Origin of the sequence: Actinoalloteichus sp. AHMU CJ021 (genome assembly GCF_002895405.1) — a bacterium.
GTDB classification, from domain to species: Bacteria; Actinomycetota; Actinomycetes; order Mycobacteriales; family Pseudonocardiaceae; genus Actinoalloteichus_B; species Actinoalloteichus_B caeruleus.
The window spans coordinates 4462533-4485257 of sequence record NZ_CP025990.1 but is presented as its reverse complement, the minus strand read 5'-3'; the positions used below and the strand labels follow the sequence as shown (position 1 = coordinate 4485257).

Below are 22725 nucleotides of genomic sequence, written 5' to 3'. Positions count from 1 at the left end.
TCCGGAAGCGGACCGACGGCCCACACGAAGGTGAACCGTTCGAGTGAAAACGCGACGGCCGCCTCCGTCACGCGGGGAGCCGGCGGAGGATCGGACCACCCGACCCCGTGGGCGACGGCGAACGCGGAGACGCCCCGTTCCCCGCCGGGGGTGCGCTCCCCGGGGCCCGGCCGCGACGGGCTTCGCGATCCGCACGACCGACCCCTTCCCGAACTCGCTCCACCCCGCCTAGTATAAAAAACGTACGTACGGTTTTGGAGGCTTGATGCAGAACCCCCAGTGGGACCCCGCCACCTACCTCACCTTCGCCGAGGAGCGGGGCCGCCCCTTCCACGACCTGCTCGCCCGGGTCAGGACGACCGCGCCCCGCCGGGTCGTCGACCTCGGCTGCGGCCCCGGCAACCTCACCGCCGACCTACCTCGCCGGTGGCCCACCGCCACGGTCGAGGCGCTCGACTCCTCGCCCGAGATGGTCGAGGAGGCCCGCGCGCTCGGACTGGCGGCGGAGCTGGGAGACGTCCGGGAGTGGCACCCGAGCCCGGACACCGACGTCGTCGTCGCCAACGCCCTCCTCCAGTGGGTCCCCGAGCACCGGGAGCTGCTCCGCCGTTGGACGCGGGAGCTCCCGGCTGGCGCGACCATCGCCTTTCAGGTCCCCGGGAACCAGGGCAGCCCCGCGCACGTCAGCGCCCGCCAGGTCGCCACCACGACCCGCTGGCGGGAACGGCTCGGCGACGCGCTCGTCGCCCGCGCCGACGTCGTCTCCACCCCCACCGAGTACGGCGACCTCCTGGCGGCGGCCGGGTGCGCGGTCGACGCGTGGGAGACCACCTACCTCCAGCGGCTGACCGGCGAGGACCCGGTCCTGGAATGGCTCAGCGGAACGGGTCTCCGTCCGGTGCGGACCCAGCTCGACGACGCCGGGTGGCGTGAGTTCCGAGAGGACCTCGCCCCGCTGCTCCGGGAGGCCTATCCGCGTCGGGCGGACGGCACGACGTGGTTCCCCTTCCGGCGGATCTTCGTCGTGGCGACCACCCCGCAGGGCTGACCGGGCCGTGAGCCACCACCGACCGTGCCGGCGTGGTGGCCACGAGGGGTGCCGTTCCCACCGGGAAGGGGGTTCCGGGCCGCGTTCGGGCGCGGCCCGGGCATCAGGGCACCGGCCTCGCGGATCGGGAGGCGGCCGGGCCGGGACGGAACTCCCGAAGCGCGCGTCACGGGGCCGTCCCCGTTCGGAGCAGGGCGCACCGGAGATCGACCGCGCCGACCGTCGGTCCACGGCCAGCCCGCGCGGGACGACGTGGTTCCGCTCCGACCACCGCGACGCCCGGCCGCCGCCCGCCGTGCGGGCGGCGGGCCACCACGCTCCCCCCGGCGCTGGCACGCCTCGCCCAGCACCGCCGTCACCGCGACCGCCGGGGCGAGGGCCGAGGGGCCGCGGCACCGACGACTGGCCCAGGCGACCCCGTCCACCGCCGCCGGCCCACCCGAGCGGGGAGGCCCGACCACCCCGGAGCGGGGGTCCGCCCCTCGAAGCGGGTGGGCGGGCCGCCCACGCGGTAGGCCCGCCCACGCGCCCTCGTCGCCGAGGGCCGTCAGATGTCCGTCTCGCTGTAGCGGGCGGAGGTCCGACGGGCCAGGTCACGTACCTTGGCCGACGCCGAGTCCACGGTCGTGCGGACCGTGGGGTGGTTGACGACCTGCTGGTAGGCGCGAACCAGTTGCTCGTAGCGTGCCCGCCCCGCCTTCGCCCCCAGGACGTAGCCGACGGCGGCACCGATCGCGATCTTGATCATGTTGCCTCCTCGGTGGTCAGGCTACGCGGGGCTCGCCGCACCCGCAGCGGAGCGTGCGCGACCGACTCCACGTGCGGGTGAAGCGTCCCCCATCTCAGGAACGCCGGCTACTCCTGGGAGGCATCCCGTGCTCGGCGGATCTGGGCGGCGACCGCCGTCGCCACCTCGGTGACGGCCCCGCCGTCGGTGCCCGGCTCCGGCCGGACCTGCAACAGCACCCCGGTCCGGCCCGGAATCCTCCGCTGGACGAACCAGGCTCCCCCACCCGGGAGCTCCCGGTGGTGACGGGACTGGATGGAACCGGTGACCCGCTTGTGGACGATCTCCGGCAGCCGCCCCGGCTGTTCCAGCGCGTACCGGCGCGGGGCCTGGTCGGTGAGCACCTGCACGTCCTCCGCCGGCTCCTCGGCCACGGACTCGACCACCGTGAGGACCCCGTCCCGCCAGGTCGCCTTGCTGACCAGGTGCCAACCGACCCGCCGGTGGCCCACCTCCACGTCAGGCAGCCACAGCCCCAGCTGGGTCGCGAGGACGACCCCACCCAGCCCCGTCGACGCGGAGGCGAGCACGCGTTCGTCCCCCTCGAGCGTGCCCTCGAAGCCGTCGGGTACGGGTTCCCGCCCGGCCAGCTGCTCGGTGAACCGCTTCCACCAGCCCGTCACACCAGTCCTCCCATGGCCGACTGCTCCCGCAGCGCCTTCCGGTACTCCTCCAGGCTCACCAGGTCCCCGAACAGGGCCCGGTACTCGTCGGCGTCCTGGGTGGGCGACATCCGCTGGAGCCTCGACTTCAGGTCGGAGATCTGGCTGGCCACCACGAACTCACGCATCGCGGCGAGGATGCTGGACACGTAGCGGGGATCGGACTCCGACCGGGAGCGCAACGACTCCACCGACAGCTCGGTCAGCAACGACCGGAGCGAGTCGTGCGCGCACTCCCGGCCCACGGCGTCCACCAGCGAGGACCCCGACAGCCCGCAGGACGCGCCGCCGGCGGCGATCACGGCCCGGTGCAGCGCGACGTAGGCGGGGTGGGTGAAGGCGCTCTCGTCCAGCGTGTCGTACACCGGGCCGGCGAGCGCGGGGAGCTGGAGCGCGATCTTCAGCGCCTCCCGCTGCACGTGCAGCGCCGGGTCACGGGGATCGGGGCGGGCAGGCGCGTCGACGTCGACGGCCAGGCTGCCCTGGTTCGGGTCGGTCGCCCGTGCCCGTCGGGGCCGGGGGGCCTCCGCCTTCCCCCCGGCGCTCTCCCGCACCCGGCGCACCACCGTCTGCTCCTCGGGCCAGCCGACCCAGCCGGCCAGCCGGGGCGCGTAACGCTCCCGGAGCGCCTGGTCCTTGATCCTGGCCACCAGCGGGACCGTGCGCCGCAGCGCCTCCACCTGCCCCTCGGCGGTGTCCAGGTCGTACTCCTCCAACACCGCCCTGATCGCGAACTCGAACAGCGGGGTGCGCTGGGCGACGAGGTCCCGGACCGCCGCGTCCCCCTTGTCCTGCCGGAGTTCGCACGGGTCCATGCCCTCCGGCGCGACCGCGACGTAGGTCTGGGTGGTGAACCGCTGGTCCTCGTCGAAGGCGCGCAGCGCGGCCTTCTTCCCCGCCTCGTCGCCGTCGAAGGTGTAGATCACCTCGCCCCGGAAGGCGTCGTCGTCCATCAGCAACCGGCGGAGCACCGCGATGTGGTCCTCACCGAAGGCCGTCCCGCAGGAGGCCACCGCCGTGGGAACACCCGCCAGGTGCATGGCCATCACGTCGGTGTAGCCCTCCACCACGACGGCCTGCCGCCGGCGGGCGATCTCCCGACGGGCCAGGTCGAGACCGAAGAGCACCTGCGACTTCTTGTAGATCGGGCTCTCGGAGGTGTTGACGTACTTCGCCTGGATCGGGTCCTCGTCGAAGATCCGGCGGGCGCCGAACCCGACGACGTCCCCGGAGATCTCCCGGATCGGCCACAACAACCGGCGGTGGAACCGGTCGATCGGGCCGCGCCGGCCCTCGCGGGAGAGCTGCGCCTTGTACAGCTCCTCCAGCGCGAAACCCCGCCCGAGCAGGTGCTTGGTGAGCGTGTCCCACCCGGCGGGGGCGAAACCGCAGCCGAACCGGGTCGCCGCCTCCTCGTCGAAGCCCCGGGTGGCCAGGAACTCGCGGGCGGCCACCGCCTCCGGGGTGCGCAGCTGTTCCGCGTAGAACTCCGCCGCCGCCCGGTGCGCCTCGATCAGCCGGGACCGCGTCCCCCGGTCCCGCTGGACCGTGGTGCCGCCGCCCTCGTAGGTCAACCGGTACCCGATGCGGTCCGCCAGCCGCTCGACCGCCTCGACGAAACCGAGGTGGTCGTGCTTCATCAGGAAGCTGATCGCGTCGCCACCCTCACCGCAGCCGAAGCAGTGGAAGGTGCCGTGGTTCGGGCGCACGTTGAACGAGGGGGTCTTCTCGTCGTGGAAGGGGCACAGTCCCTTGAGCGCGCCCGCACCGGCACGACGAAGCTCGACGTACTCCCCGATGACCTCGTCGACCCGGCTGCGGTCCCGTACTTCCGCGATGTCGCTGTCCCGGATCCGTCCCGCCACGCCCCGAGTCTAGGGACACCTCCGAGCGATCCGCTCGGAGGTCCGACCGGGGGCCCACTCCGACCCCTGCGGGCGCACCGGCCGTCACCGACCGGGGTCGGCCACCCGCGCCAGGAAGTACACCTCCCCGCTCCGGCGGTGCCGCACGAGCAGCAGGAACGGCCGATCCAGCCGGACGACCACCGGGCGGGAGGGCGGCGCCGCGGCGGTGAGGGAGACCACGGCGGCCGTCGCGGCCGCCCCCTCCAGACCCTGTTCGTCGACCCGCAGCACCGCCTCGTGCACCACCGAGGACAGCAGTACCCGCCGGGACTCGCTGATCCCGCTCAGGTCGGCGTCCGAGGTGAAGACCGTGTCCACCCCCAGCCCCCCGAGCGGTTCCCGGAGCTCGGCGCGCCCGGAGACCCGCAGCCGGGGCAGGAACAGGTCCACCTGCGTGGAGCGCATCGCGTCGAGCAGCCGCCCCAGGGTCCACGCGTCCAGGGCGACCTCCGAGTCCTGGAGATCGCCGTCCGGGAGCAACGCGACGGCCTCCACCCCGCCGTGCGCTGGCAGGCTGACCGCCTGCCAGCCGTCCTGGGCCGCGTGCGGCAACCGGCTGACCTGCCGCATGGTCGGCACGTCCCGCCGGCCCCCCGGGGAGTGGAAGGGCAGGGGGGAGGTGCGGTGCTCGGTGAAGCCGGCGATCCAGGACGTCCGCAGGTACAACGCGTTCACGAGGGTGGCGACCGTCCGGGGCTCCACCGACCCGGGCGCCAGCAGCTCCGGGATCAGGTCACGCGTGGTCTCCGCGACGTCCTGGTTGATCAGCCGACGCACGCCGTCGGGATCGGAGGCGAAGTCCGCCGCTCGGACCGCCCCACCCGGCCAGTCCCCGAGCCCCTCGACGAAGTCCCCGGAGACGTCGATGTCCGGTCGCACCCACAACGTGTTGCTGAGCGCGAGCACCGGCCGCTCCTGGTGGGTCCCGAGCACCTTCAGCGAGCTCGCGGAGGTGAGCCGTTCCGCGATGCGGTCGACGCCCTCCGCCTTGCCGGGGCTCAGCAGGGCGAGCAGCTCGTCCCTGGTCCGGCCGCGCGCCCCGGCGGCGACGAGACCCAGGCCGCTGGTGACCGAGTAGGGCGACCAGCAGAACGTGGTCGCGGGATCTGGTTCGAGAGCACGCAGCAGGGACAGTGCGAATGCGAGATGAGCGCGATCATCCACCGAGGACAGCTCCCTGGTCGAGGGTTTCCGGCCGTCGACGTGTCCCGCGACCGGGCTGTTCGCCAACCTACCGCCGGCGCGGGGTGTCGCGGGGCACCGAGGAGGGCCGACGCGGACCGGGACCGACGGCGGGTCAGCCTGGTGCGGGGGTGCCCCGGCCACGCGGTGGCAAACCGGCGCCGGCTCTCCCGGCGGGCGGGCGCCGACGAACGGCGCCCGGAGCTGGAACGCTCCGAGCCGCGGGCGAATCCCCGTCTCGGGCTGGGTGGGTGGGGGCCGACGAGCCGGTGCCCACCCCCGACGGCGCCCAGGCCGAGGCGCGCCCCCGGAATCCCCTGCCCTCGGCCGTGCCGTTCGTCCGCCGTGCCGTGGTCCCCGGGCGGCACCGTCCATGACCCGCACCCGAGGAGACCGTGGTCGTCGGCAGAGCGACCCACCCCTGGTCCCCGGGTTCGACCGGTGGCACGAGCCCGACCAGCCCTGACCCCGCACGACACGACCGCCGTCCTCGACCGCTCCGAGGCCGTCCACCCGGGCGTGGCCCGACGGTGTCGGCGAGGACCCGCGCACCGTGGTCGGGCAGGGCCCACCCGGTCCTCGCCAGGTGTGGGGACGCGGGACGACCCCGTAGGTCGCGTCGGGGCGCGGCGCGGCGAGCGCGGCCGGGTCGCTACCCGTGCCGGCACCCCCGGCGAGCAGGGCACCGGACCAAGGGCCGCGGAACGGTGGTGGGACGTCCGCACCCCGCCCCGGCGGGGGAGGTCGGCCCACGGGATCGACGGGGGTGAACCGTCAGCTCCGCTCGCCTCGACGACGCACCAGGTGGGCGTGCCAGCGGTGGGCCTGGGCGTCGGTGAGGCAGGCGACCTGGTCGACGACCACCCGCAGCCGGCGGGTGTCGTCGGCGGCCCGGATCCAGGCCGGCAGGAAGGCCGGGTCGAGCGCGTCGGGGGCGCGGTCGAGCAGGGCCTCGACGAGTTCCGCCAGCAGCTCCCGCTGGTCCGCCTGCACCGCGAGGCGACGCGGATCGCTCATGACGTACCGGACCGCCAGGGACTTCAGCACCGCCACCTCCGCGGCCACCTCCGCCGGTACGACCAGCTCGGCCGCGTACCGGACGAGCGGACCGGGACCGAACTTGTCGCGGGTGCCCGCGACCGCCGCCGAGGCGAACCGGCCGACGAGTTCACTGGTCAGGCGCTTCAACGCCACCTGGGCTCGCAGTCCACCGTCGTACCGGAGGACGTCGGCGACCACCGGCAACCGAGCCAGCCGCGCGGCGGCGGTCTCCAACTCGGCGACCCCGTCGAGGGAGAAGTTCGCGGCGGCGAGTTCGGCCAGCGCGCGTCGCTCCACGGCGTCGGTGAGGACGCGCAGCGAGATCCGCCCGGCCACGACGCCGTCCTCGACGTCGTGCACCGAGTAGGCGACGTCGTCGGCCCAGTCCATCACCTGCGCCTCCAGGCAGCGCGGCGGGTCGGTGTCCCCGGCGGAGCCGCCGACGCCGCCGGCCGGCGCGCCGTGCCGCACCCAGTCGAAGACCGCCTGGTCCTCGGCGTACACACCGAACTTCCGCTGCCCGGGGCGCCGCGGCCACGGGTACTTGACCGTGGCGTCCAGGGACGCCCTCGTGAGGTTCAGGCCGGCCACCCGCTGCTCGGCGTCGATCGACTTCGGTTCCAGCCTGGTCAGGATGCGCAGCGTCTGCGCGTTGCCCTCGAACCCCCCGCAGGCGGCGGCCAGCTCGTTCAACGCCTGCTCACCGTTGTGACCGAAGGGCGGGTGACCGATGTCGTGGGCGAGGCCGGCGGTGTCCACCACGTCGGGGTCGCACCCCAGCTCGGCACCGATGCCCCGGCCGATCTGCGCGACCTCCAGCGAGTGGGTGAGCCGGGTGCGGGGCACGTCTCCCTCGTCCGGGCCCACCACCTGCGTCTTACCCGCGAGGCGGCGCAGGGCGGCGGAGTGCAGCACCCGGGCGCGGTCCCTGGCGAACGGACTCCGCTGTTCGCCGTGCGCGCCGGGCAGCGCGGCCTGCTTGGGCTGCTCGGGGAGCAGCCTGGCCACATCGTGCTCACGGTACCGCTGGCTCATCGGGGCAAGCCTACGGGCCGCAGGCGCCGGGACGGCGTGAACCCGCCACCACCCGCGTCGGAGGACCCCCGCCCGACCTGCGGATCTTCGAGGGTTCCCCGGCGCCGCCGTCAGCCAAGACCCGTCTGGGCGTCCACGGCCACCGGGGCGTGCGTGGCGCGGTAGTGCAACAACGCGGCCGTCTCGCGGATGATGTACTTGGCCTGCATCTCCCTGGTCTGCACGATGGGCCCCCGCCGCGTGGGTGAGGCGCTGGCGTCCAGCCCGGCGTCCCTGGCCATCGTCACCGCGCGCAGCGAGTGCCAGGGATCGCTGACGATCACCGCACTCCGCCAACCCTGCCGCTCGGCCTCCTCGGCGGCGGCCCGGACACTGCCGAGGGTGTCGCTGCCCTCGCCGACCGGGACGATGGCCGCCTCGGGGACTCCTCGGTCGATCAGCCAGTTCCGGCCCGCCTCCGCCTCGGTGTACACGTCGCCGGCTCGGCTGCCTCCCACGGTGAGGACCCGGTCGGCGACCCCGTCCGCGTAGAGCTGGGCGGTGTGTTCGAGACGCGCCTCCAGGACAGCGGACGGACGGCCGTTGTACTGCGCGGCGCCCAGCACGATGACGACGTCCGCCGGCCCGCGGTCGTCGTCGCGGGCGACCTGCCAGACGCGGAAGAGGGTGCCGCCGACCACGAACAGGCCCATCAGGAGAACACCGATCACGGTCCTGGTGAACAGACGTCGAAGTCGGGAGCCACGGGAGGACGGAGTGGCGACCACGGGAGAATGGTGGCAGAAGGCCGAGGCGCCTGCTCGGCCCGTCGATCTTTTGACCCCCTCCTCACCTGCCCACTCGCCGGACGGCCCCACCGGGACCACCCGCCGTGGTGACGACCGCCCGCCGAAGGACTCCCCCGGATCCGGTGCCGGCCCTTCCCGCACCCGGACGGGAGCTGGCGACGGCCCGGGGCGGGCGGCTCCCGTCCCTCCGGACAGGCCCGACCCAGCTCGACACGGCCCGACCGGCCGCGTACACCTCGATCATGTCCGTTCACCCCGCCAGCACCCTGCTCCTCGTCAGCGGAAGCGTCCGCCGGGGATCGGTGAACTCCGCCGCCCTGGCCACCGCCGCGTCCACCCTGCCGGGCGGGTGGCAGGCCACCATGTACTCCGGTCTCGCCGACCTGCCGCACTTCTCACCCGACCTCGACACCGACGGTGGTCCCCGGCCCGTCCTCGACCTCCGCGCGGCGATCCGGAACGCCGACGCCCTGCTGTTCTCGACGCCCGAGTACGCCGGAACCCTCCCCGGAGCGTTCAAGAACCTGCTGGAGTGGACGATCGGTGACACGGTCATGACCGGCAAGCCGGTGGCGTGGCTCAACCCGTCGACCGCGCCACGACGCGCGGCGGGCACCTACCAGGCGCTGCGGACCGTCCTCGCCTACACCGCAGCGCGGATCGTCGAGGACGCGTGCCTCGACGTGCCCGTCGAGCGGGGCCAGATCGGCGCGGACGGCGTGGTCACCGACCCGGATGTCCGGCGCCGTATCGGCGGCTCGGTGCGCGCGCTGACGGCGTCCGCCCCCAACGGCCGCTGACAGCGCTCCGGCGACGGCCCCGGCCCGGGAGGGTCGCCGCCCCGGGGGACGCGGCCGGCCCCCGCCCACGCTCGACCTCCGGAGCGTCCCGCGCGGGGCGCCGGCCCGGACCTGATCCGGAGCCTCGCGCCGCCTGGCCGTGCCGGTCGCGTGGCCGCCGGTTACCCGCTTGCCACCGCCCCGGCGATCCACGAAGGTGCACCCATGTCAGCAGCGCATCCCACCATCCTCGCCACCTCCGGCGGCCTGCTGCGGGGACACCGCACCGAGCTGGAGTTCGCGCCACTCCTGCACCACGCCGTCGAGCTCTCCGGCGTGCACGGCCGCCGGCCCGTGGTCTGCCACGTGGGGACCGCCGGCGGCGACCAGCGGTGGTTCAACGCGGCCGTGTCGGAGGCCGGGCAGCTCGCCGGGGTCGAGGTCCGGCACCTGAACCTGTTCCCGATGACCCCGACCGCCGACCTCGACGACTACGTCCGGTCCTCCGACGTCGTCTGGGTGAACGGCGGGTCCGTCGCGAACCTGCTCGCGGTCTGGCGGGTCCACGGGCTGGACGCCGTGTTCCGCCGCGCATGGGAGTCCGGTGTCGTCCTCGGCGGCGTGTCCGCCGGGTCGATCTGCTGGTTCCGGGGCGGCACCACCGACTCCTTCGGCCCCGAGCTCCGGATCGTCGACAACGGACTGGGCCTGCTCCCCTACGGCAACGGGGTGCACTACGACAGCGAGGCCGCGCGGCGCCCCGCCGTCCACGCCGGGGTCGCCTCCGGCGAGTTGCCGGACACCTACTGCACGGACGACGGGGTGGGTCTGGTGTTCCGCGGCACCGACCTCGTGGAGGCCGTGACCGAGCGGCCGGGCAAGGGCGCGTACCTGGTCACCGCCGACCAGGCTGGTGACGGGGTGACCGAACGGCGCATCGAACCCCGCGCCCTGGTCTGACCGCCGGCCCCCGCACCACGGCCCACGCGGCACCCCGAGTTCGCCCCGTGCCCTCGGCGGGCCGAGGTGGGCTGGCCAGGGCGCGTCACGCCGCCCCACCCAGGGAGGCGGGGCGCGGCAGGACCCGCTGGTCCCGTCCCGGTCGCGGCCGCGGGGGCCGGGCCGTCGATCGACGCCGCCCCCGGGCTCCCGGGTCGCCGCCCCGGGGCGGCGACCGGCCGGGCGAACCGGCCCGGTCGCCTCCGTGCCTCAGCAGCCGACGAGGCGGGCGGCCAGGTAGGACTCCAGCTGGTCCATCGACACCCGCTCCTGCGACATGGTGTCCCGCTCGCGCACCGTCACCGCGTTGTCGTTCAGGGAGTCGAAGTCGATCGTGACGCAGAACGGCGTCCCGATCTCGTCCTGACGGCGGTACCGGCGGCCGATGGCCCCGGCGTCGTCGAAGTCGATGTTCCAGTTCCTGCGCAGCGCCGTGGCGAGATCACGCGCCTTCGGCGAGAGGTCACTGTTCCGCGACAGCGGGAGGACGGCGACCTTGACCGGGGCGAGCCGGCGGTCCAGCTTGAGCACCACTCGCGTGTCGACGCCGCCCTTGGCGTTGGGGGCCTCGTCCTCGTGGTACGCGTCGACGAGGAACGCCATCATCGGGCGGCCCACCCCGGCCGCCGGTTCGATCACGTACGGGCGGTACCGCGAGCCGGTCTTCTGGTCGAAGTACGACAGGTCCACGCCCGAGTTGTTGCTGTGGGTCGTCAGGTCGAAGTCGGTGCGGTTGGCGATGCCCTCCAGCTCGCCCCACTCCTGCCCCGCGGAGAACCCGAAGCGGTACTCGATGTCCACCGTCCGCTTCGCGTAGTGGGACAGCTTCTCCTTCGGGTGCTCGTAGTGCCGCAGGTTCTCCCTGGCGATCCCGAGGTCGGTGTACCAGTCGGTGCGGAAGTCGATCCAGTACTGGTGCCAGGTCTCGTCCTCACCGGGCTCCACGAAGAACTCCATCTCCATCTGCTCGAACTCCCTGGTCCGGAAGATGAAGTTGCCGGGCGTGATCTCGTTGCGGAAGGACTTCCCGATCTGCCCGATGCCGAACGGCGGCTTCCGCCGGGACGTGGTCAGCACGTTCAGGAAGTTGACGAAGATGCCCTGCGCCGTCTCGGGCCGCAGGTAGTGCAGGCCCTCGTCGCTCTCGACGGCACCGAGGTGCGTCTTGAGCATCATGTTGAACTCGCGGGGAGCGGTGTACTGGCCGCGCGTGCCGCAGTTGGGGCAGGGCACGTCGCCGAGGTCGCCCTCCAGCACCTCCTTGCCGGTGCGCTCCGCGTACTCCTCGGCCAGGTGGTCGGCGCGGTAGCGGCGGTGGCAGGACAGGCACTCCACCAGCGGGTCGTGGAACGCGCCCACGTGGCCGGAGGCGACCCACACGTCGCGGGGGAGGATGACCGAGGAGTCGAGACCCACGACGTCCTCGCGGCCCTGCACCATCGCCTTCCACCACTGGCGCTTGATGTTGTCCTTCAGCTCCACGCCCAGCGGACCGTAGTCCCACGCCGACCTGGTCCCGCCGTAGATCTCACCGCTGGGGTAGACGAAGCCACGGCGCTTGCACAGGTTGACGACGGTGTCGATCCGATCGGCGGGCACGGGTACTCCAATGACGGTGTGAGCGGTACTGACGCGCGTTGCACCAAGAGTAGCGACTACGACCTGGTGCCTCCGCGCGCCCCGGACGCCCCGCCGAGCGGGCGGCCGAGGGCCGTCCCCCACCCGGCTCCGATGGGCTCGACCGTCAGGCGTCGGCGGGGGAGGTCTCCAGCTCGGCGATCACCACCCGGTTGTCCTCGTACCCGTCCTGACCACCGACGAAGTCGCCGCCGCAGGTGACGAGGACGAGGCGGTGCGGCCCCTGCTGGCCGAAGAGGTCCTCCGCGCGTGCGGGCAGCTCGTCCTTGTGCAGGGTGAAGACCTCGACGGTCCGGTAGACCCAGGTGCCACCGTCGACGTCGGTGACCTCGACGCGCTGGCCGACCTCGGCGCGGTGCAACTGGTCGAAGGGGCCGTCCTGCCCCTGCCAGTTGACGTGCCCGGACATCACCGACGCCCCGCTCGCGGCCCCGAGCCCGGCGCCCCACCACGCCGCCTCGCCCAGGTCCTCGGGGATCGGGAGGACACCGTCGACCACCTCCGTCCGCACCAGGGTGGCCAGCCCGCCGTCGGCGAGCCGGACCGTGCCGGGCGGTTGCGGGGCGTCGGTGACGGGCGCGGAGGGCTGGTCGGGGACGACCGGGGGTGGGACGGCCGACGGTTCCGGAGCGGGCCGCTCACCGCTCGTCGGCGCCGCCGCCACCGGAGCCGGTACGTCGTCGTCCGGGGCGATCAGGACGGCGACGAGCACCCCGAGCACCGCTGCCGTGACCCCGGCCGCGGCGAGGCCGATCCACTTCCGCGCCCCCCGACGCGGGCGCTGACTGTCGCTGGAGTCCGACGGATAACCCTGCTGCGAGTACATGGCCAGTCTTCCTCGGTGCGCTCGATGTCGATGACCGGTGGATCAGCCGCTGCGGCGTCGTCACCGGACGTGAGACCGCATCAGCCTGCCAGCCCGACCCGGCGAAGGTAACCGCCCATTGGAAGGACGGTTGTCCACTCGGACGGCCGAGCGGGTCCGGTGAGCTCAGCGCCGTGGGATCTCGGGTCCGGCCGCCTCCCCCAACCGCACCGTGCCGGCGTCGTCGGCGAGCAGGCTGTCGGACCGGGTGACCGTCCCGCCCTCCCCCTCGACCAGCACCTCGTACACCGCCGACTCGGCCGGAAGCGCCTCCGCGAGCAGCGGGACGACGTGCTCCCGCACCTCGAACGGGGAGAGCGCCCGCCGGTAGGCCGTCACCGACTCGAAGCGGGCGACCAGGACCCACCGCCGGGCGTCCTCGGTGGCCCGTGCCAGCCGCGCGTCCAGGCAACCGGCCTGCTCGCTGAGCAACCGCAGAGCCAGCTCGGCGCGTTCGGCGAAGCGGATCCGTTCCGAGTCGGGCACGTCGAACGGGCAGATCATCAACACGGCGGGGTTCCTCTTCTCGGTGATGGCAGGATTCGGGGACGGACGGCACCAGTGTGTCCGGCGCCACGGGGTGGCGCGGAACGGGTGGGAGGTCAGCGATGGGCGGGTCCGGTGGACGACCTCGGCAGGACCGCGAGCGCGGACCGGAGGGACCGCTCAGCCGGGTGCCGCCGGCGGCCGCGTTCGTGGGGGTCCTGGCCGTGTTCCTCATCGGGGTCTGGGTCGGCGGCCCGCTGGGGGCGGCGCTGCTGTCGGTGCTCCTGCTGTTCGTCCTCGGCCTGATCGTCACCCGCTGGCACCAGCTGCGCCCGGCGGAACGGGTGGGCAGGGTGCTGGTGGTGGCGGTGCTCACCCTCGTGACCCTGTCGGTCCTCGTTCCGGCGCTGCCCTGACCGGGACGACGCCGGGGCTGACCGGAAGGACGCGGCGCGGTCACCGAACGGTTCCAGCGCCTACGATGTAGGGGAGCCTGGCACGCGTGCCGTGCCGGTCCCGTGCGCCGACCGTAGGAGATCACCATGCCCGCCCCCACCCCTCACGGGACCAGTGCGGCCACCCCGGTCGCCAGGGCGGCGGCCGGCATCCCCGGCGGCGAGCACTGCGGGGTGCGGGACGCGAGTCCACGTCCGCTGCCCGACCAGGGGACACTCGCCGCGGCGGGCGACCTGCTGCGCGCCCTGGCGGCACCGGTGCGGATCGCGATCGTGCTCCAGCTCAGGGCCGGTGACCGCTGCGTCCACGAGCTGGTCGACGCGCTCGAGGTCGCCCAACCGCTGATCAGCCAGCACCTGCGCGTCCTCAAGTCGGCGGGGGTGGTGCAGGGTCGCAGGCAGGGCCGCGAGGTGGTGTACCGCCTGGTCGACGAGCACCTGGCGCACATCGTGGTGGACGCGGTGACGCACGTGGAGGAGCCGGGCGAGCGGCAACGCCCCGAACGCACCGCCGGTGCCCGCGCACCGGCGACGACGCCCTGACGGAGGTTTCGTGACCGTTGACAAGAAGCCTGTCGCCGTGCCCGGCCTGCGGGCCACCCGGCAACGGGCGGCGGTGTCCAGTCTCCTGGCCAGGCAGAGCGACTTCCGGTCAGCGCAGGAGATCCACGAGGAGCTCCGCCGCAGCGGCGAGGGCATCGGACTGACCACGGTCTACCGAACACTCCAGAGCCTGGCGGACGCCGGCGAGGTCGACACCCTGCGCACCGACTCGGGGGAGGCGATCTACCGGCGCTGCTCGAGCCATCACCACCACCACCTGGTGTGCCGGCACTGCGGGCGGACGGTCGAGGTCGAGGGGCCGGCCGTCGAGCGGTGGACCAGCAGGGTCGCGCAGGAACACGGCTTCACGAACGTCAGCCACACCCTGGAGATCTTCGGCGACTGCGAGGACTGCCACGGGGGTTCCGGCTCCGGGGGTTGACCCCTACCCGGTCGGCCGGGGCACCGCCCCGGCCGAGGCGGTGCCCGCGCGGTGGCGAACCGGGAGACCCGCCCCGCCGCCGCCCGCCCCTCGCCGCCCCAGGTCCCCCGTCGCCACCGTTCCCACCCCGGCGAGGTGGTCACCGTCCCGGTGTCACCACCGGTGCCGGTGCCCGCGCCCGACGCGACCAGCCCCCGGGTGGCCGTCGGCCCCCAGCGGAAGCCCTCCCGGGCCGTACGTCACCAGCTCACCACCGACGCCGCCGAGCTGCCGGGTCCCCACGAAGTGGGCCGGCGGTACGGCGCCACCGTCCTCGGGTCCACCTGCTCGGCCCAGGTGGTGGCGGCTCCGGCCGCTACCGTCGCACCCGCGTCATCGACGTGCCCGGCGCCCCCGGGCGGGGCGGCCGACCGGGTCCGCGCACCGCTCGGGTGGTCGCCTCGGAACCGACGAACCCTGACCTCGTGGGGTGCCGCCGGCAAGCGGACCGGCGCACGCTCGGGGACGGTGGGCGCACCCCGGCGCTAGGTCGGTGGGCGGGCCCGTCCCCGCCGGCTGCGCGGTGGGGACGGCGTCCTGGTTCCGCCTTCGGGCCGGTCGCTGCCCCGAGCCTGGCGGGAGAGCGCGGGACCGCTCCGGCGGATCAGTACTCGTAGGGGTCGCTCGGCGGTTCCACGGCGCGGACGGACTCGGTGACGAACGTGGGGACGTGACCGTTGGCGGCGGTGGCCGAGTCGGGCACCACCTCCCCGGTCACCTCCACCCAGGAATCCGTCTCGTGATCGGCGAACTCGGCGAGCGCCGGTCCCTCGATCCGGAGCTTCACCGGCACCGCGTCGGCGGCGCAGCACATGATGCGCACCCTGGCGACGTGGACGGCGTCCACGTCGTGGACGACGAAACCGGTGACCCGCACCGTGCGCCCGTCCAGGGTGCCGGACCGGTCCCACACCGTGCGCATCACGACGTCGGTGATCTGGAGGTCGGCGACCTCCGACGAGGTGTCGATCGGCTGGAAGAGACCGCCTCCCGCCGGTTCCTCGTCGGAGACGACGGAACGGCTTCCGGCGCGCTGCACGGAGTCCGCGCCGAGCGCCGGCGGGGCGACCAACAGGATGGCCAGCACCGGGACGAGCAGCATCCACGTCGACCGCCCCGAGCCGTGGTCGTGGTCGTGGCCGTCGTCCGGGGCAACGGCCGGAGCGCCATCGTCGGAGTGGCCGCCGACCCGGCTCGACCGGTCGCGGTGCGCGGAGATGTCCCTGGCGATGGCGAGCGCGGCGACCAGGATCATCGCCACGCCGGCGAAAACCACCAGCGGCAGCAGTGAGGGCCGCACGTAGCGCAGGTAGGTCTCGTTCCAGGAGATCTTCAGCAGCGCGCCGCCCAGCAGGATCAGCAGCACGTTCTGGGTCTCACGTCGCACCGTGGCCGCCTTCCTCGTCGCTTCCCGTCAGTACCGCCGGGGCGGGCCGTCCCGCGCACCCCGGGACGATCACGAGGCCCCCAACAGCGGGACACCGACCGCGAGGGCGCACACCACCGCCACCACGAACGTCGCCGGGGCGAAGCGGGCGGCGAAGGCCCTGCCGAAGGTGCCGGACTGGAGCGCGATGAGCTTCACGTCGACCGCCGGCCCCACCACCAGGAACACCAGTTTCGCGGTGAGCGGTATCCCGGGCAGCGAGGCCACCACGAACGCGTCGGCCTCGCTGCACAACGCCAGGACGACGGCCAGCAGGGCCATCACGACCACGGCGAGGACGAGCTGCCCGCCGAGGGAGTCCATCCACTCCGCCGGCACCGCGACGTTCAGCACCGCGGCGGCCAGCCCGCCCAGCACCAGGAAACCGCCGGCCTCCACCAGATCCTGGCGCACGGTCTCCACCAGCACCCGCCAGCGCGGTCCGGTCCGCTCGGACCGGACGCGCCGCAACGCGCGCTCCGCGATCCACTCCGTGCGCCCGAGGCGCAGCCACAGCCACCCCATCACCACGGCGGTGAGCAGGGAGGCGACGAACCGGGCGACCACCATCATCGGCTGGCCCGGGAACGCGATCGCGGTCGCGACCAGCACGATCGGGTTCACCGCGGGAGCCGCCAGCAGGAAGGTGAGCGCGACGGCCGGGGCCACCCCTCGTTGCATGAGCCGCCGGGCCACCGGCACCGAGGCGCACTCGCAGCCGGGCAGCGCCAGCCCGGCCGCGCCGGCCACCGGCACCGCCGCGGCGTCGTTGCCCGGCAACGCCCGCCGCAGCGCGCTCTCCGGGACGTAGGCGACGATCAGCCCGCTCACGATCACGCCGAGCAGCAGGAAGGGGAACGCCTGCACGCACACGGCGACGAAGACCGTCGCCCCCGTCCGCACCGCCGGGTTGTCCAGCACCCCGACGAGGGCGTCCTGGAACAGCACGGCGAGCACGAGGAGCAGGCACAGCACCTCGAGGGAGCCGATCCGCGAGCGCCAGCCACGCGGCTCGCTCGCCCCGCCGGTCCCCTCCGAGGGGCCGGCTCGCTCCGGCGTTCCTGTCGTCACTGCCGTCCCCCTGCCGTGCGGGTCGCCGTGTGGGTGGTGTCAGCGCTGGTCGAGCAGCTCGGTGCGCAACTGCGACGCGGTGGAGACGACCAGCATGAGCAGGGTGCTGAGCGGCGCCGACCCGAGACCCTCCGCGGGGAACGCGTACCGGAGGGTGACGTCCATCCCCCGGTCGGTGCGGATCACCCCCAGCGTCCCGAAGAGCCCCTGGCCGGCCCGCTCCGCCGCCGACCTCGCCAGTTCGGCGTCGTCGGGCAGGTCCCAGGCGACCACGCAGGTGAGGCTGAGCATGGTGAGGCCCTCGACCAGTTCGGTGCTCTGCACCGCGCAGGGGACGTCGCCGTGCCGGAAGGTGAGCGCGCCGTCGTCGTCGAGGACGACCTCGTGGTACCGCTCCAGCGCCTCCCTGGCGGCGGCGAGCACCCAACCGGTGCGCATCGCCTCGGGGTGGGGCGCCGGGTAGGGCATCGGCTCGTCGGTCACGGGTGTTCCTCCTGGTGTCCCCGGCCGGGCCGGGTGGTCTCGCGGTGGGTGGGGCGCCGGGTCACCGGTCGTCACCGGCGGGCCGCTGGCCGGACTCGCCCGTCCCACCACCGCCCTTCTCCCCGGTGTCCTCGTCGTCGCCGGGTTCCACGTCCCACTCCCCGTCGGTGGGGTCGGGGGCCGCTTCCCGCTCCTCCCAGGACGGCAGGTCCTCCCGCTCGGGAACGGCCTCGGTGGCCGGGGCGTCGGCGGCGACCGGGGTCTTCACACCCCCGAACCGGCGGTCACGCCGAGCGTAGATGTCGCAGGCCTTCCACAGCTCACGTCGGTCGAAGTCGGGGAACAACGTGTCCAGGAAGACCATCTCGGCGTACGCCGACTGCCACAACATGAAGTTGGAGGTCCGCTGCTCGCCCGAGGGGCGGAGGAACAGGTCGACGTCGGGCATGTTCGGCTCGTACAGCCGCCGGGTCAGCATCCGCTCGTCGATCCGCTCCGGGTTGAGCTTCCCGGCGGCGACGAGCCTGCCGAGTTCCCTGGCGGCGTCGGCGATCTCCGCCCGCCCTCCGTAGTTCACGCACATGGTGAGGGTGAGGACGTCGTTGTCCTTCGTCCGCTCCTGGGCGATCTCCAGTTCCCGGATCACGCTCCGCCACAGCCGTGGCCGCCGTCCGGCCCACCGCACCCGTACACCGATGGAGTCCAGGTAGTCGACCTGGCGGCGGATGACGTCCCGGTTGAACCCCATGAGGAAGCGCACCTCCTCGGGGCTGCGCTTCCAGTTCTCCGTGGAGAACGCGTAGACCGACAACCACTTCACGCCGAGCTCGATGGCCCCGCCGACGACGTCGATGAGCACCGCCTCACCTCGCCGGTGGCCCTCGGTACGGGGCAGTCCCCTGGCCCGCGCCCACCGACCGTTGCCGTCCATGACCAGGGCGACGTGGTTGGGCACCAGCTCCCGGGGGATCGCGGGCGGTTGGGCGCCGGAGGGATGCGGGTCCGGAGCGGAGACGCCGGACCGCTCCCGGCCCCACCGGTAACGACTCAGCATGTGACGTGCCTACCTCCTCGACGTGTGGGAACGGCTCGGCCGGCCGTGGGCCGACGGCGAACCAACCTGGTGCCGGATCGGACGCGGCCACCGTCGCCGTGACGGGCCGGCGGTGGGACCGCCGTCACCCGTGCGGGTCCTGGGCCGTGTCGGCATCGCCCGGGCCGGGACCGCGTGCTCCCGGTGAGCCGTTCCCCGCGATCGCCCATCCTGCCTGACCGCCCTCCGCAGCGATCAGCGGGTGGTTGCTCACTCCCCCGGCGGTCGCCCACGAGTCGCCGGGGCGACCGTGCGTTCGCCGAACACCGGCGTCCGAGGCCTCGGCGACCTCGTCCGTGGTCAGTGGGCCACCGGCGACGGGTCCGCGCCCGCCGAGGCGATGTCGGCACCGCGCTCCGGCTCGGCCGGCCACGGCGCGTCGTCCCCGGGCCGGTCGACCAGGGCGAGGGACCTCAGCTGCCGCTCCACGTGCCACTGCACGTGCGCGGCGACCAGGCCGGCTCCCTCCCGGCGGCTGGCGGCGCTGGCCGCCTCGGCGTCCGCCCAGTCCCCGTGCAGCAGGGCAGACAGCAGTTCGAGGGTTTCCGGGGCGGGGGACACCGAACCGGGGGGACGGCAGGTCGGGCACACCGAACCACCGGCGGGCACGTTGAACGCCCGGTGCGGTCCTGGTTCCCCGCAGCGGGCGCACTCCAGCAACGCCGGCGCCCAGCCCGCCTGGGTCATCGCCCGCAGCAGGAAGGCGTCCAACACCAGGGTGGGTTCCCGCTCCCCGTTGGCCAGGGTGCGCAACGCCCCCACCACCAGCAGGTAGATCCGCATGGCAGGGGTGCGTTCCTCGGGGGTGAGGCGATCGGCGGCCTCCAGCACGGCCGAGGCGGCCGTGTAGCGCTCGTAGTCGTCGACCAGGCCCGCGCCGAAGGCGTCCAGGGTCTGCACCTGGGTGACCACGTCCAGGGTCCGGCCGGTGTAGAGCTGGAGGTCGACGTGGCCGAAGGGTTCGAGCCTGGCCCCGAACCGGGACATCGTCCGCCGCACGCCCTTGCCCACGGCGCGGATCTTGCCGTGCCGCCGGGTCAGCAGGGTGATGATGCGGTCCGCCTCCCCGAGCTTCTGCACGCGCAGCACGACTCCGGTATCGCGGTACAGGCTCACCGGGCCATCCTGCCACCCGGATGGCGCGGCACCGGGCAGGGGCACCGGCAGGGCGGAGCAGGTCACACCGGGTGCGCCGAGGGGCGCACCCGCACGGTGGCGGGGGCGCGCCCGTGACGCGCGCCGGTGCGGGACGCGGTTCGTCGCGCGCCGCGAGCCCACTCCGAGGCCCCGCCGGGGGCACCCGGGGCGCGCCGGGTGGTAGCCACCGCTGGGCCCGGGCTCCACCACCAGGGGTCCTTCCTCTCGTGGCGGGGATGTCGTACCGCTCCGCTAGCTTCGGAGCCGGCCCGACGAACCCACCACGGAGGAACCGGAGCACCGATGCCTGTCGCCCCACGCGAGGTCACCCTCAGCCTGCCGATCGAGGACCGGCAGCGGTCGATGGCGTTCTACCGCGACGCCTTCGGGTTCGAGCTCGTCGGTCCGCCGACCGAGGACGGCGTGCCCGAACCGCTGGCCTTCCGGCTCGATGACCGCGTCCTGTTGGCGCTCATCCCCACCGAGGGCTTCGGCTGGGCGCTCGGCGACCGCGAGGTCGCCTCCCCTGGCACCAGCGAGTGCCTGGTGACGGTGTCGGTCGCGTCCCCGGCCGAGGCCGACGCGCTGGTGGCGCGGGTCATCAGCGCCGGGGGCGCGGTGATCAGCGAACTCACCGACCAGCCGTGGGGCTACTCGGGGGTGTGCGCGGACCCCGACGGCCACGCCTGGCAGATCCACGTCGACCCGCCGTCGACGTCCTGAGGCAGGCGGGCCCACGGCCCGACGGGAAGCCCTCGAGGGGGTGACGTCGCCCCGCTCACCCCGAAGCGGGCAGGAGCTCGGCGAGCAGGGCGACGACCCGGCGGTCGATCTCGTCGCGGATCGGTCGGACGTCCGCCACGCCCAGTCCCGCCGGGTCGTCGAGGCGCCAGTCCAGGTAGCGCTTGCCCGGGTGGACGGGGCAGGCGTCGCCGCAGCCCATCGTGATCACCACGTCGGCCGCGCGCACCGCCTCCTCGGTCAGGGGCTTGGGCAACTCACGACTCAGGTCCAGGCCGATCTCCGCCATCACCTCGACCACCGCGGGGTTCACGGAGTGGGCCGGGGCGGAACCGGCCGAACGGACGTCGACCCGCCCCCCGGCGCGGTGGTGCAGCAGGGCGGCGGCCATCTGGGAACGGCCGGCGTTGTGCACGCAGACGAACAGGACCTCGGGCCGGTGGGACATGGGTGGCTCCTCCGTGTCGTGCCGGGAACGGCGTCAGGTCGCGGCGTCACCCCGTGGGAGCACCGGTGGTCAGGGGGCCCGCCGCTTCCCAGGGGATCATCCGGGTGGTGGGGGCTCCCCGGTTCCCCCGCGACCTCAGCCCTCGCCTCTGGTGCGGGTCAGGTCGCCGTCACGATCGTCGTCCGGTCGGCCTCCGGGGGCCGGGAACAGGCGGCGGGCCCACAGCGCCACGTACACGAGGCCGACCAGGACGGGGACCTCGATCAGCGGGCCGACCACGCCGGCGAGCGCCTGCCCGCTGGTGAGGCCGAACGTGGCGATGGCCACCGCGATGGCGAGTTCGAAGTTGTTGCCGGCCGCGGTGAAGGCCAGGGTCGTGGAGCGTTCGTAGCCCAGGCCCAGCGCTCGGCCCAGTGCGAAGGAGCCGGCCCACATCGCGGCGAAGTAGACGAGCAGCGGCAGCGCGATACGCGCGACATCCCAGGGGCGGCTGGTGATCCGCTCCCCCTGAAGCGCGAAGAGCACGACGATGGTGAACAGCAGCCCGTACAGGGCCAGGGGGCCGACCCGGGGCAGGAACCGGTTCTCGTACCAGTCCCGTCCACGTGCGCGCTCGCCGAGTCGGCGTGTGAGGTAGCCGGCGAGCAGGGGAACCCCCAGGAAGATCAGCACGGACCTGGCGATGTCCCAGCCGGAGACCGCCAGCTCGGTCTGGGGGAGGCCGAGCCAGCCGGGTAGCACCGCCAGGTAGAACCACCCCAGGGCCCCGAAGGCCACCACCTGGAAGACCGAGTTGAGGGCGACCAGCACGGCCGCGGCCTCACGGTCCCCGCACGCGAGGTCGTTCCAGATGATGACCATGGCGATGCAGCGGGCCAGGCCGACGATGATCAGGCCGGTGCGGTACTCGGGCAGGTCCGGGAGGAGCAGCCAGGCCAGCGCGAACATCAGCGCGGGCCCGACCACCCAGTTCAGCACCAGGGAGGAGAGCAGGAGCCGACGGTCGGAGGTGACGGTGTCGAGCCGGTCGTAGCGGACCTTCGCCAACACCGGGTACATCATGACCAGCAGGCCGACCGCGATGGGCAGCGAGATCCCGTCGATCTGGACGGTGTCCAGTGCCGGGCCCAGTCCGGGAACCACTCGGCCCGCGAGGAGGCCGAGCAGCATCGCCGCCAGGATCCAGAGGGGAAGCAGCCGGTCCAGGGTGGAGAGGCGCCCCACCACTCCGCTTTCGGCGGTGCTGTTCACGTGCCCACCCGCTCAGGCAGCGCGGATGCCGTCAGCACGGTCGCGAGCGCTCCGAGCGCGGCCGGGCGAACCCGGTAGTAGATCCAGGTGCCCCGCCGCTCCCCGTCGATGAGCCCCGCCTCGCGCAGGACTTTGAGGTGGTGCGAGATCGTGGGTCCGGTCAGGTCGAACGCGCCCGTCAGATCGCACACGCATGCCTCTCCGCCCGCGTGGGAGGCGACGAGGGACAGCAACCGGAGCCGCACCGGGTCGGCCAACGCCTTGAACATCCTGGCGAGCTCCGTCGACTCGTCGGCGGAGAGGGGCCGACGCATCAGCGGCGAGCAGCACAGGGCCTCGACGTCCACCGCCGGACGTTGCTTCGACATGAGCCAACCTT

Annotated in this window: 23 protein-coding genes and 1 pseudogene; 7 read left to right on the top strand and 17 right to left on the bottom strand. The window is 73.7% G+C overall.

Translation table 11 applies throughout. From position 1 onward, the window contains the following. Positions 1–265 precede the first annotated feature (265 nt). Positions 266–1048: a trans-aconitate 2-methyltransferase gene (locus C1701_RS19020; protein ID WP_103056369.1), complete on the top strand. Its 783-nt coding sequence runs from the start codon at positions 266–268 to the stop codon at positions 1046–1048. Positions 1049–1595: 547 nt separating this feature from the next. On the opposite strand, the gene C1701_RS19015 is transcribed toward C1701_RS19020, so the two are convergent. From C1701_RS19015 to C1701_RS18990, 6 genes are all read right to left on the bottom strand, one after another. After that, the gene (locus tag C1701_RS19015; protein ID WP_026419858.1) at positions 1596–1796 is read right to left on the bottom strand and encodes a hypothetical protein; all 201 of its coding nucleotides are present in this window, start codon (positions 1794–1796) and stop codon (positions 1596–1598) included. Positions 1797–1903: 107 nt separating this feature from the next. Then, positions 1904–2458 (bottom strand): hypothetical protein, encoded by a 555-nt coding sequence (locus C1701_RS19010; protein ID WP_026419857.1) that lies wholly within the window; start codon positions 2456–2458, stop codon positions 1904–1906. Further along, positions 2455–4362 carry a DNA primase gene (gene dnaG / locus C1701_RS19005; protein WP_026419856.1) on the bottom strand — a complete coding sequence of 636 codons (1908 nt, stop codon included), beginning with the start codon at positions 4360–4362 and terminating at the stop codon, positions 2455–2457. The genes C1701_RS19010 and dnaG overlap by 4 nt, the downstream gene beginning before the upstream one ends. An 84-nt stretch (positions 4363–4446) precedes the next feature. Further along, positions 4447–5577, bottom strand: coding sequence for a serpin family protein (locus C1701_RS19000; RefSeq protein WP_103057104.1), 1131 nt, complete (start codon positions 5575–5577; stop codon positions 4447–4449). A gap of 783 nt (positions 5578–6360) precedes the next feature. Further along, positions 6361–7662 carry a deoxyguanosinetriphosphate triphosphohydrolase gene (locus C1701_RS18995; RefSeq protein ID WP_026419854.1) on the bottom strand — a complete coding sequence of 434 codons (1302 nt, stop codon included), beginning with the start codon at positions 7660–7662 and terminating at the stop codon, positions 6361–6363. Between the two features lie 110 nt (positions 7663–7772). Continuing rightward, positions 7773–8354 carry a YdcF family protein gene (locus tag C1701_RS18990; protein WP_051314251.1) on the bottom strand — a complete coding sequence of 194 codons (582 nt, stop codon included), beginning with the start codon at positions 8352–8354 and terminating at the stop codon, positions 7773–7775. A 338-nt stretch (positions 8355–8692) separates the two neighbouring features. On the opposite strand from C1701_RS18990, the gene C1701_RS18985 reads away from it, so the two are divergent. Then, positions 8693–9250, top strand: coding sequence for an NADPH-dependent FMN reductase (locus C1701_RS18985; protein WP_026419852.1), 558 nt, complete (start codon positions 8693–8695; stop codon positions 9248–9250). Between the two features lie 204 nt (positions 9251–9454). Beyond that, a complete protein-coding gene (locus C1701_RS18980) occupies positions 9455–10189 on the top strand; it encodes a peptidase E (protein WP_103056368.1) in 735 nt (244 codons plus the stop codon). Between the two features lie 249 nt (positions 10190–10438). On the opposite strand, the gene C1701_RS18975 is transcribed toward C1701_RS18980, so the two are convergent. The 3 genes from C1701_RS18975 to C1701_RS18965 form a co-directional block, all read right to left on the bottom strand. After that, positions 10439–11827 carry a glycine--tRNA ligase gene (locus C1701_RS18975; protein WP_026419850.1) on the bottom strand — a complete coding sequence of 463 codons (1389 nt, stop codon included), beginning with the start codon at positions 11825–11827 and terminating at the stop codon, positions 10439–10441. Positions 11828–11972: 145 nt separating this feature from the next. Continuing rightward, a complete protein-coding gene (locus C1701_RS18970; protein ID WP_026419849.1) occupies positions 11973–12692 on the bottom strand; it encodes a class F sortase in 720 nt (239 codons plus the stop codon). A 165-nt stretch (positions 12693–12857) separates the two neighbouring features. Beyond that, positions 12858–13235: an antibiotic biosynthesis monooxygenase gene (locus C1701_RS18965; RefSeq protein ID WP_337662307.1), complete on the bottom strand. Its 378-nt coding sequence runs from the start codon at positions 13233–13235 to the stop codon at positions 12858–12860. 104 nt (positions 13236–13339) lie between these two features. Here C1701_RS18965 and C1701_RS18960 point away from each other — a divergent pair, with 104 nt between their 5' ends. The 3 genes from C1701_RS18960 to C1701_RS18950 all read left to right on the top strand — a co-directional run bounded on the left by C1701_RS18960 (position 13340) and on the right by C1701_RS18950 (position 14657). Continuing rightward, positions 13340–13633: a DUF6703 family protein gene (locus tag C1701_RS18960; RefSeq protein WP_051314199.1), complete on the top strand. Its 294-nt coding sequence runs from the start codon at positions 13340–13342 to the stop codon at positions 13631–13633. A gap of 126 nt (positions 13634–13759) precedes the next feature. Next, positions 13760–14215 (top strand): ArsR/SmtB family transcription factor, encoded by a 456-nt coding sequence (locus C1701_RS18955; protein WP_103056366.1) that lies wholly within the window; start codon positions 13760–13762, stop codon positions 14213–14215. A 10-nt stretch (positions 14216–14225) separates the two neighbouring features. Continuing rightward, positions 14226–14657: a Fur family transcriptional regulator gene (locus tag C1701_RS18950; RefSeq protein ID WP_026419846.1), complete on the top strand. Its 432-nt coding sequence runs from the start codon at positions 14226–14228 to the stop codon at positions 14655–14657. 643 nt (positions 14658–15300) lie between these two features. On the opposite strand, the gene C1701_RS18940 is transcribed toward C1701_RS18950, so the two are convergent. The 5 genes and pseudogenes from C1701_RS18940 to recO all read right to left on the bottom strand — a co-directional run bounded on the left by C1701_RS18940 (position 15301) and on the right by recO (position 19885). Further along, positions 15301–16083: a TIGR03943 family putative permease subunit gene (locus tag C1701_RS18940; protein WP_026419845.1), complete on the bottom strand. Its 783-nt coding sequence runs from the start codon at positions 16081–16083 to the stop codon at positions 15301–15303. Positions 16084–16152: 69 nt separating this feature from the next. After that, a complete protein-coding gene (locus tag C1701_RS18935; protein WP_026419844.1) occupies positions 16153–17193 on the bottom strand; it encodes a permease in 1041 nt (346 codons plus the stop codon). Positions 17194–17232: 39 nt separating this feature from the next. After that, complete coding sequence (locus C1701_RS18930) at positions 17233–17661, bottom strand: YbjN domain-containing protein (protein ID WP_026419843.1); 429 nt, start codon at positions 17659–17661, stop codon at positions 17233–17235. Between the two features lie 262 nt (positions 17662–17923). Further along, positions 17924–18730 (bottom strand): annotated as a pseudogene (locus C1701_RS18925) (isoprenyl transferase); the annotation flags it as partial. A gap of 339 nt (positions 18731–19069) precedes the next feature. After that, entirely contained in the window at positions 19070–19885 is an 816-nt protein-coding gene (gene recO / locus C1701_RS18920; RefSeq protein WP_026419841.1) for a DNA repair protein RecO, read from the bottom strand. Positions 19886–20209: 324 nt separating this feature from the next. On the opposite strand from recO, the gene C1701_RS18915 reads away from it, so the two are divergent. After that, positions 20210–20629 carry a VOC family protein gene (locus C1701_RS18915; RefSeq protein ID WP_026419840.1) on the top strand — a complete coding sequence of 140 codons (420 nt, stop codon included), beginning with the start codon at positions 20210–20212 and terminating at the stop codon, positions 20627–20629. 55 nt (positions 20630–20684) lie between these two features. Here C1701_RS18915 and C1701_RS18910 read toward each other — a convergent pair whose 3' ends face one another. The 3 genes from C1701_RS18910 to C1701_RS18900 form a co-directional block, all read right to left on the bottom strand. After that, positions 20685–21095, bottom strand: coding sequence for an arsenate reductase ArsC (locus C1701_RS18910; protein ID WP_103056364.1), 411 nt, complete (start codon positions 21093–21095; stop codon positions 20685–20687). A 135-nt stretch (positions 21096–21230) separates the two neighbouring features. After that, positions 21231–22346 carry an ACR3 family arsenite efflux transporter gene (arsB, locus tag C1701_RS18905; RefSeq protein ID WP_026419838.1) on the bottom strand — a complete coding sequence of 372 codons (1116 nt, stop codon included), beginning with the start codon at positions 22344–22346 and terminating at the stop codon, positions 21231–21233. Beyond that, positions 22343–22714: an ArsR/SmtB family transcription factor gene (locus C1701_RS18900; RefSeq protein WP_103056363.1), complete on the bottom strand. Its 372-nt coding sequence runs from the start codon at positions 22712–22714 to the stop codon at positions 22343–22345. Before C1701_RS18900 ends, arsB begins: the two co-directional genes overlap by 4 nt. Between the last annotated feature and the right edge of the window lie 11 nt (positions 22715–22725).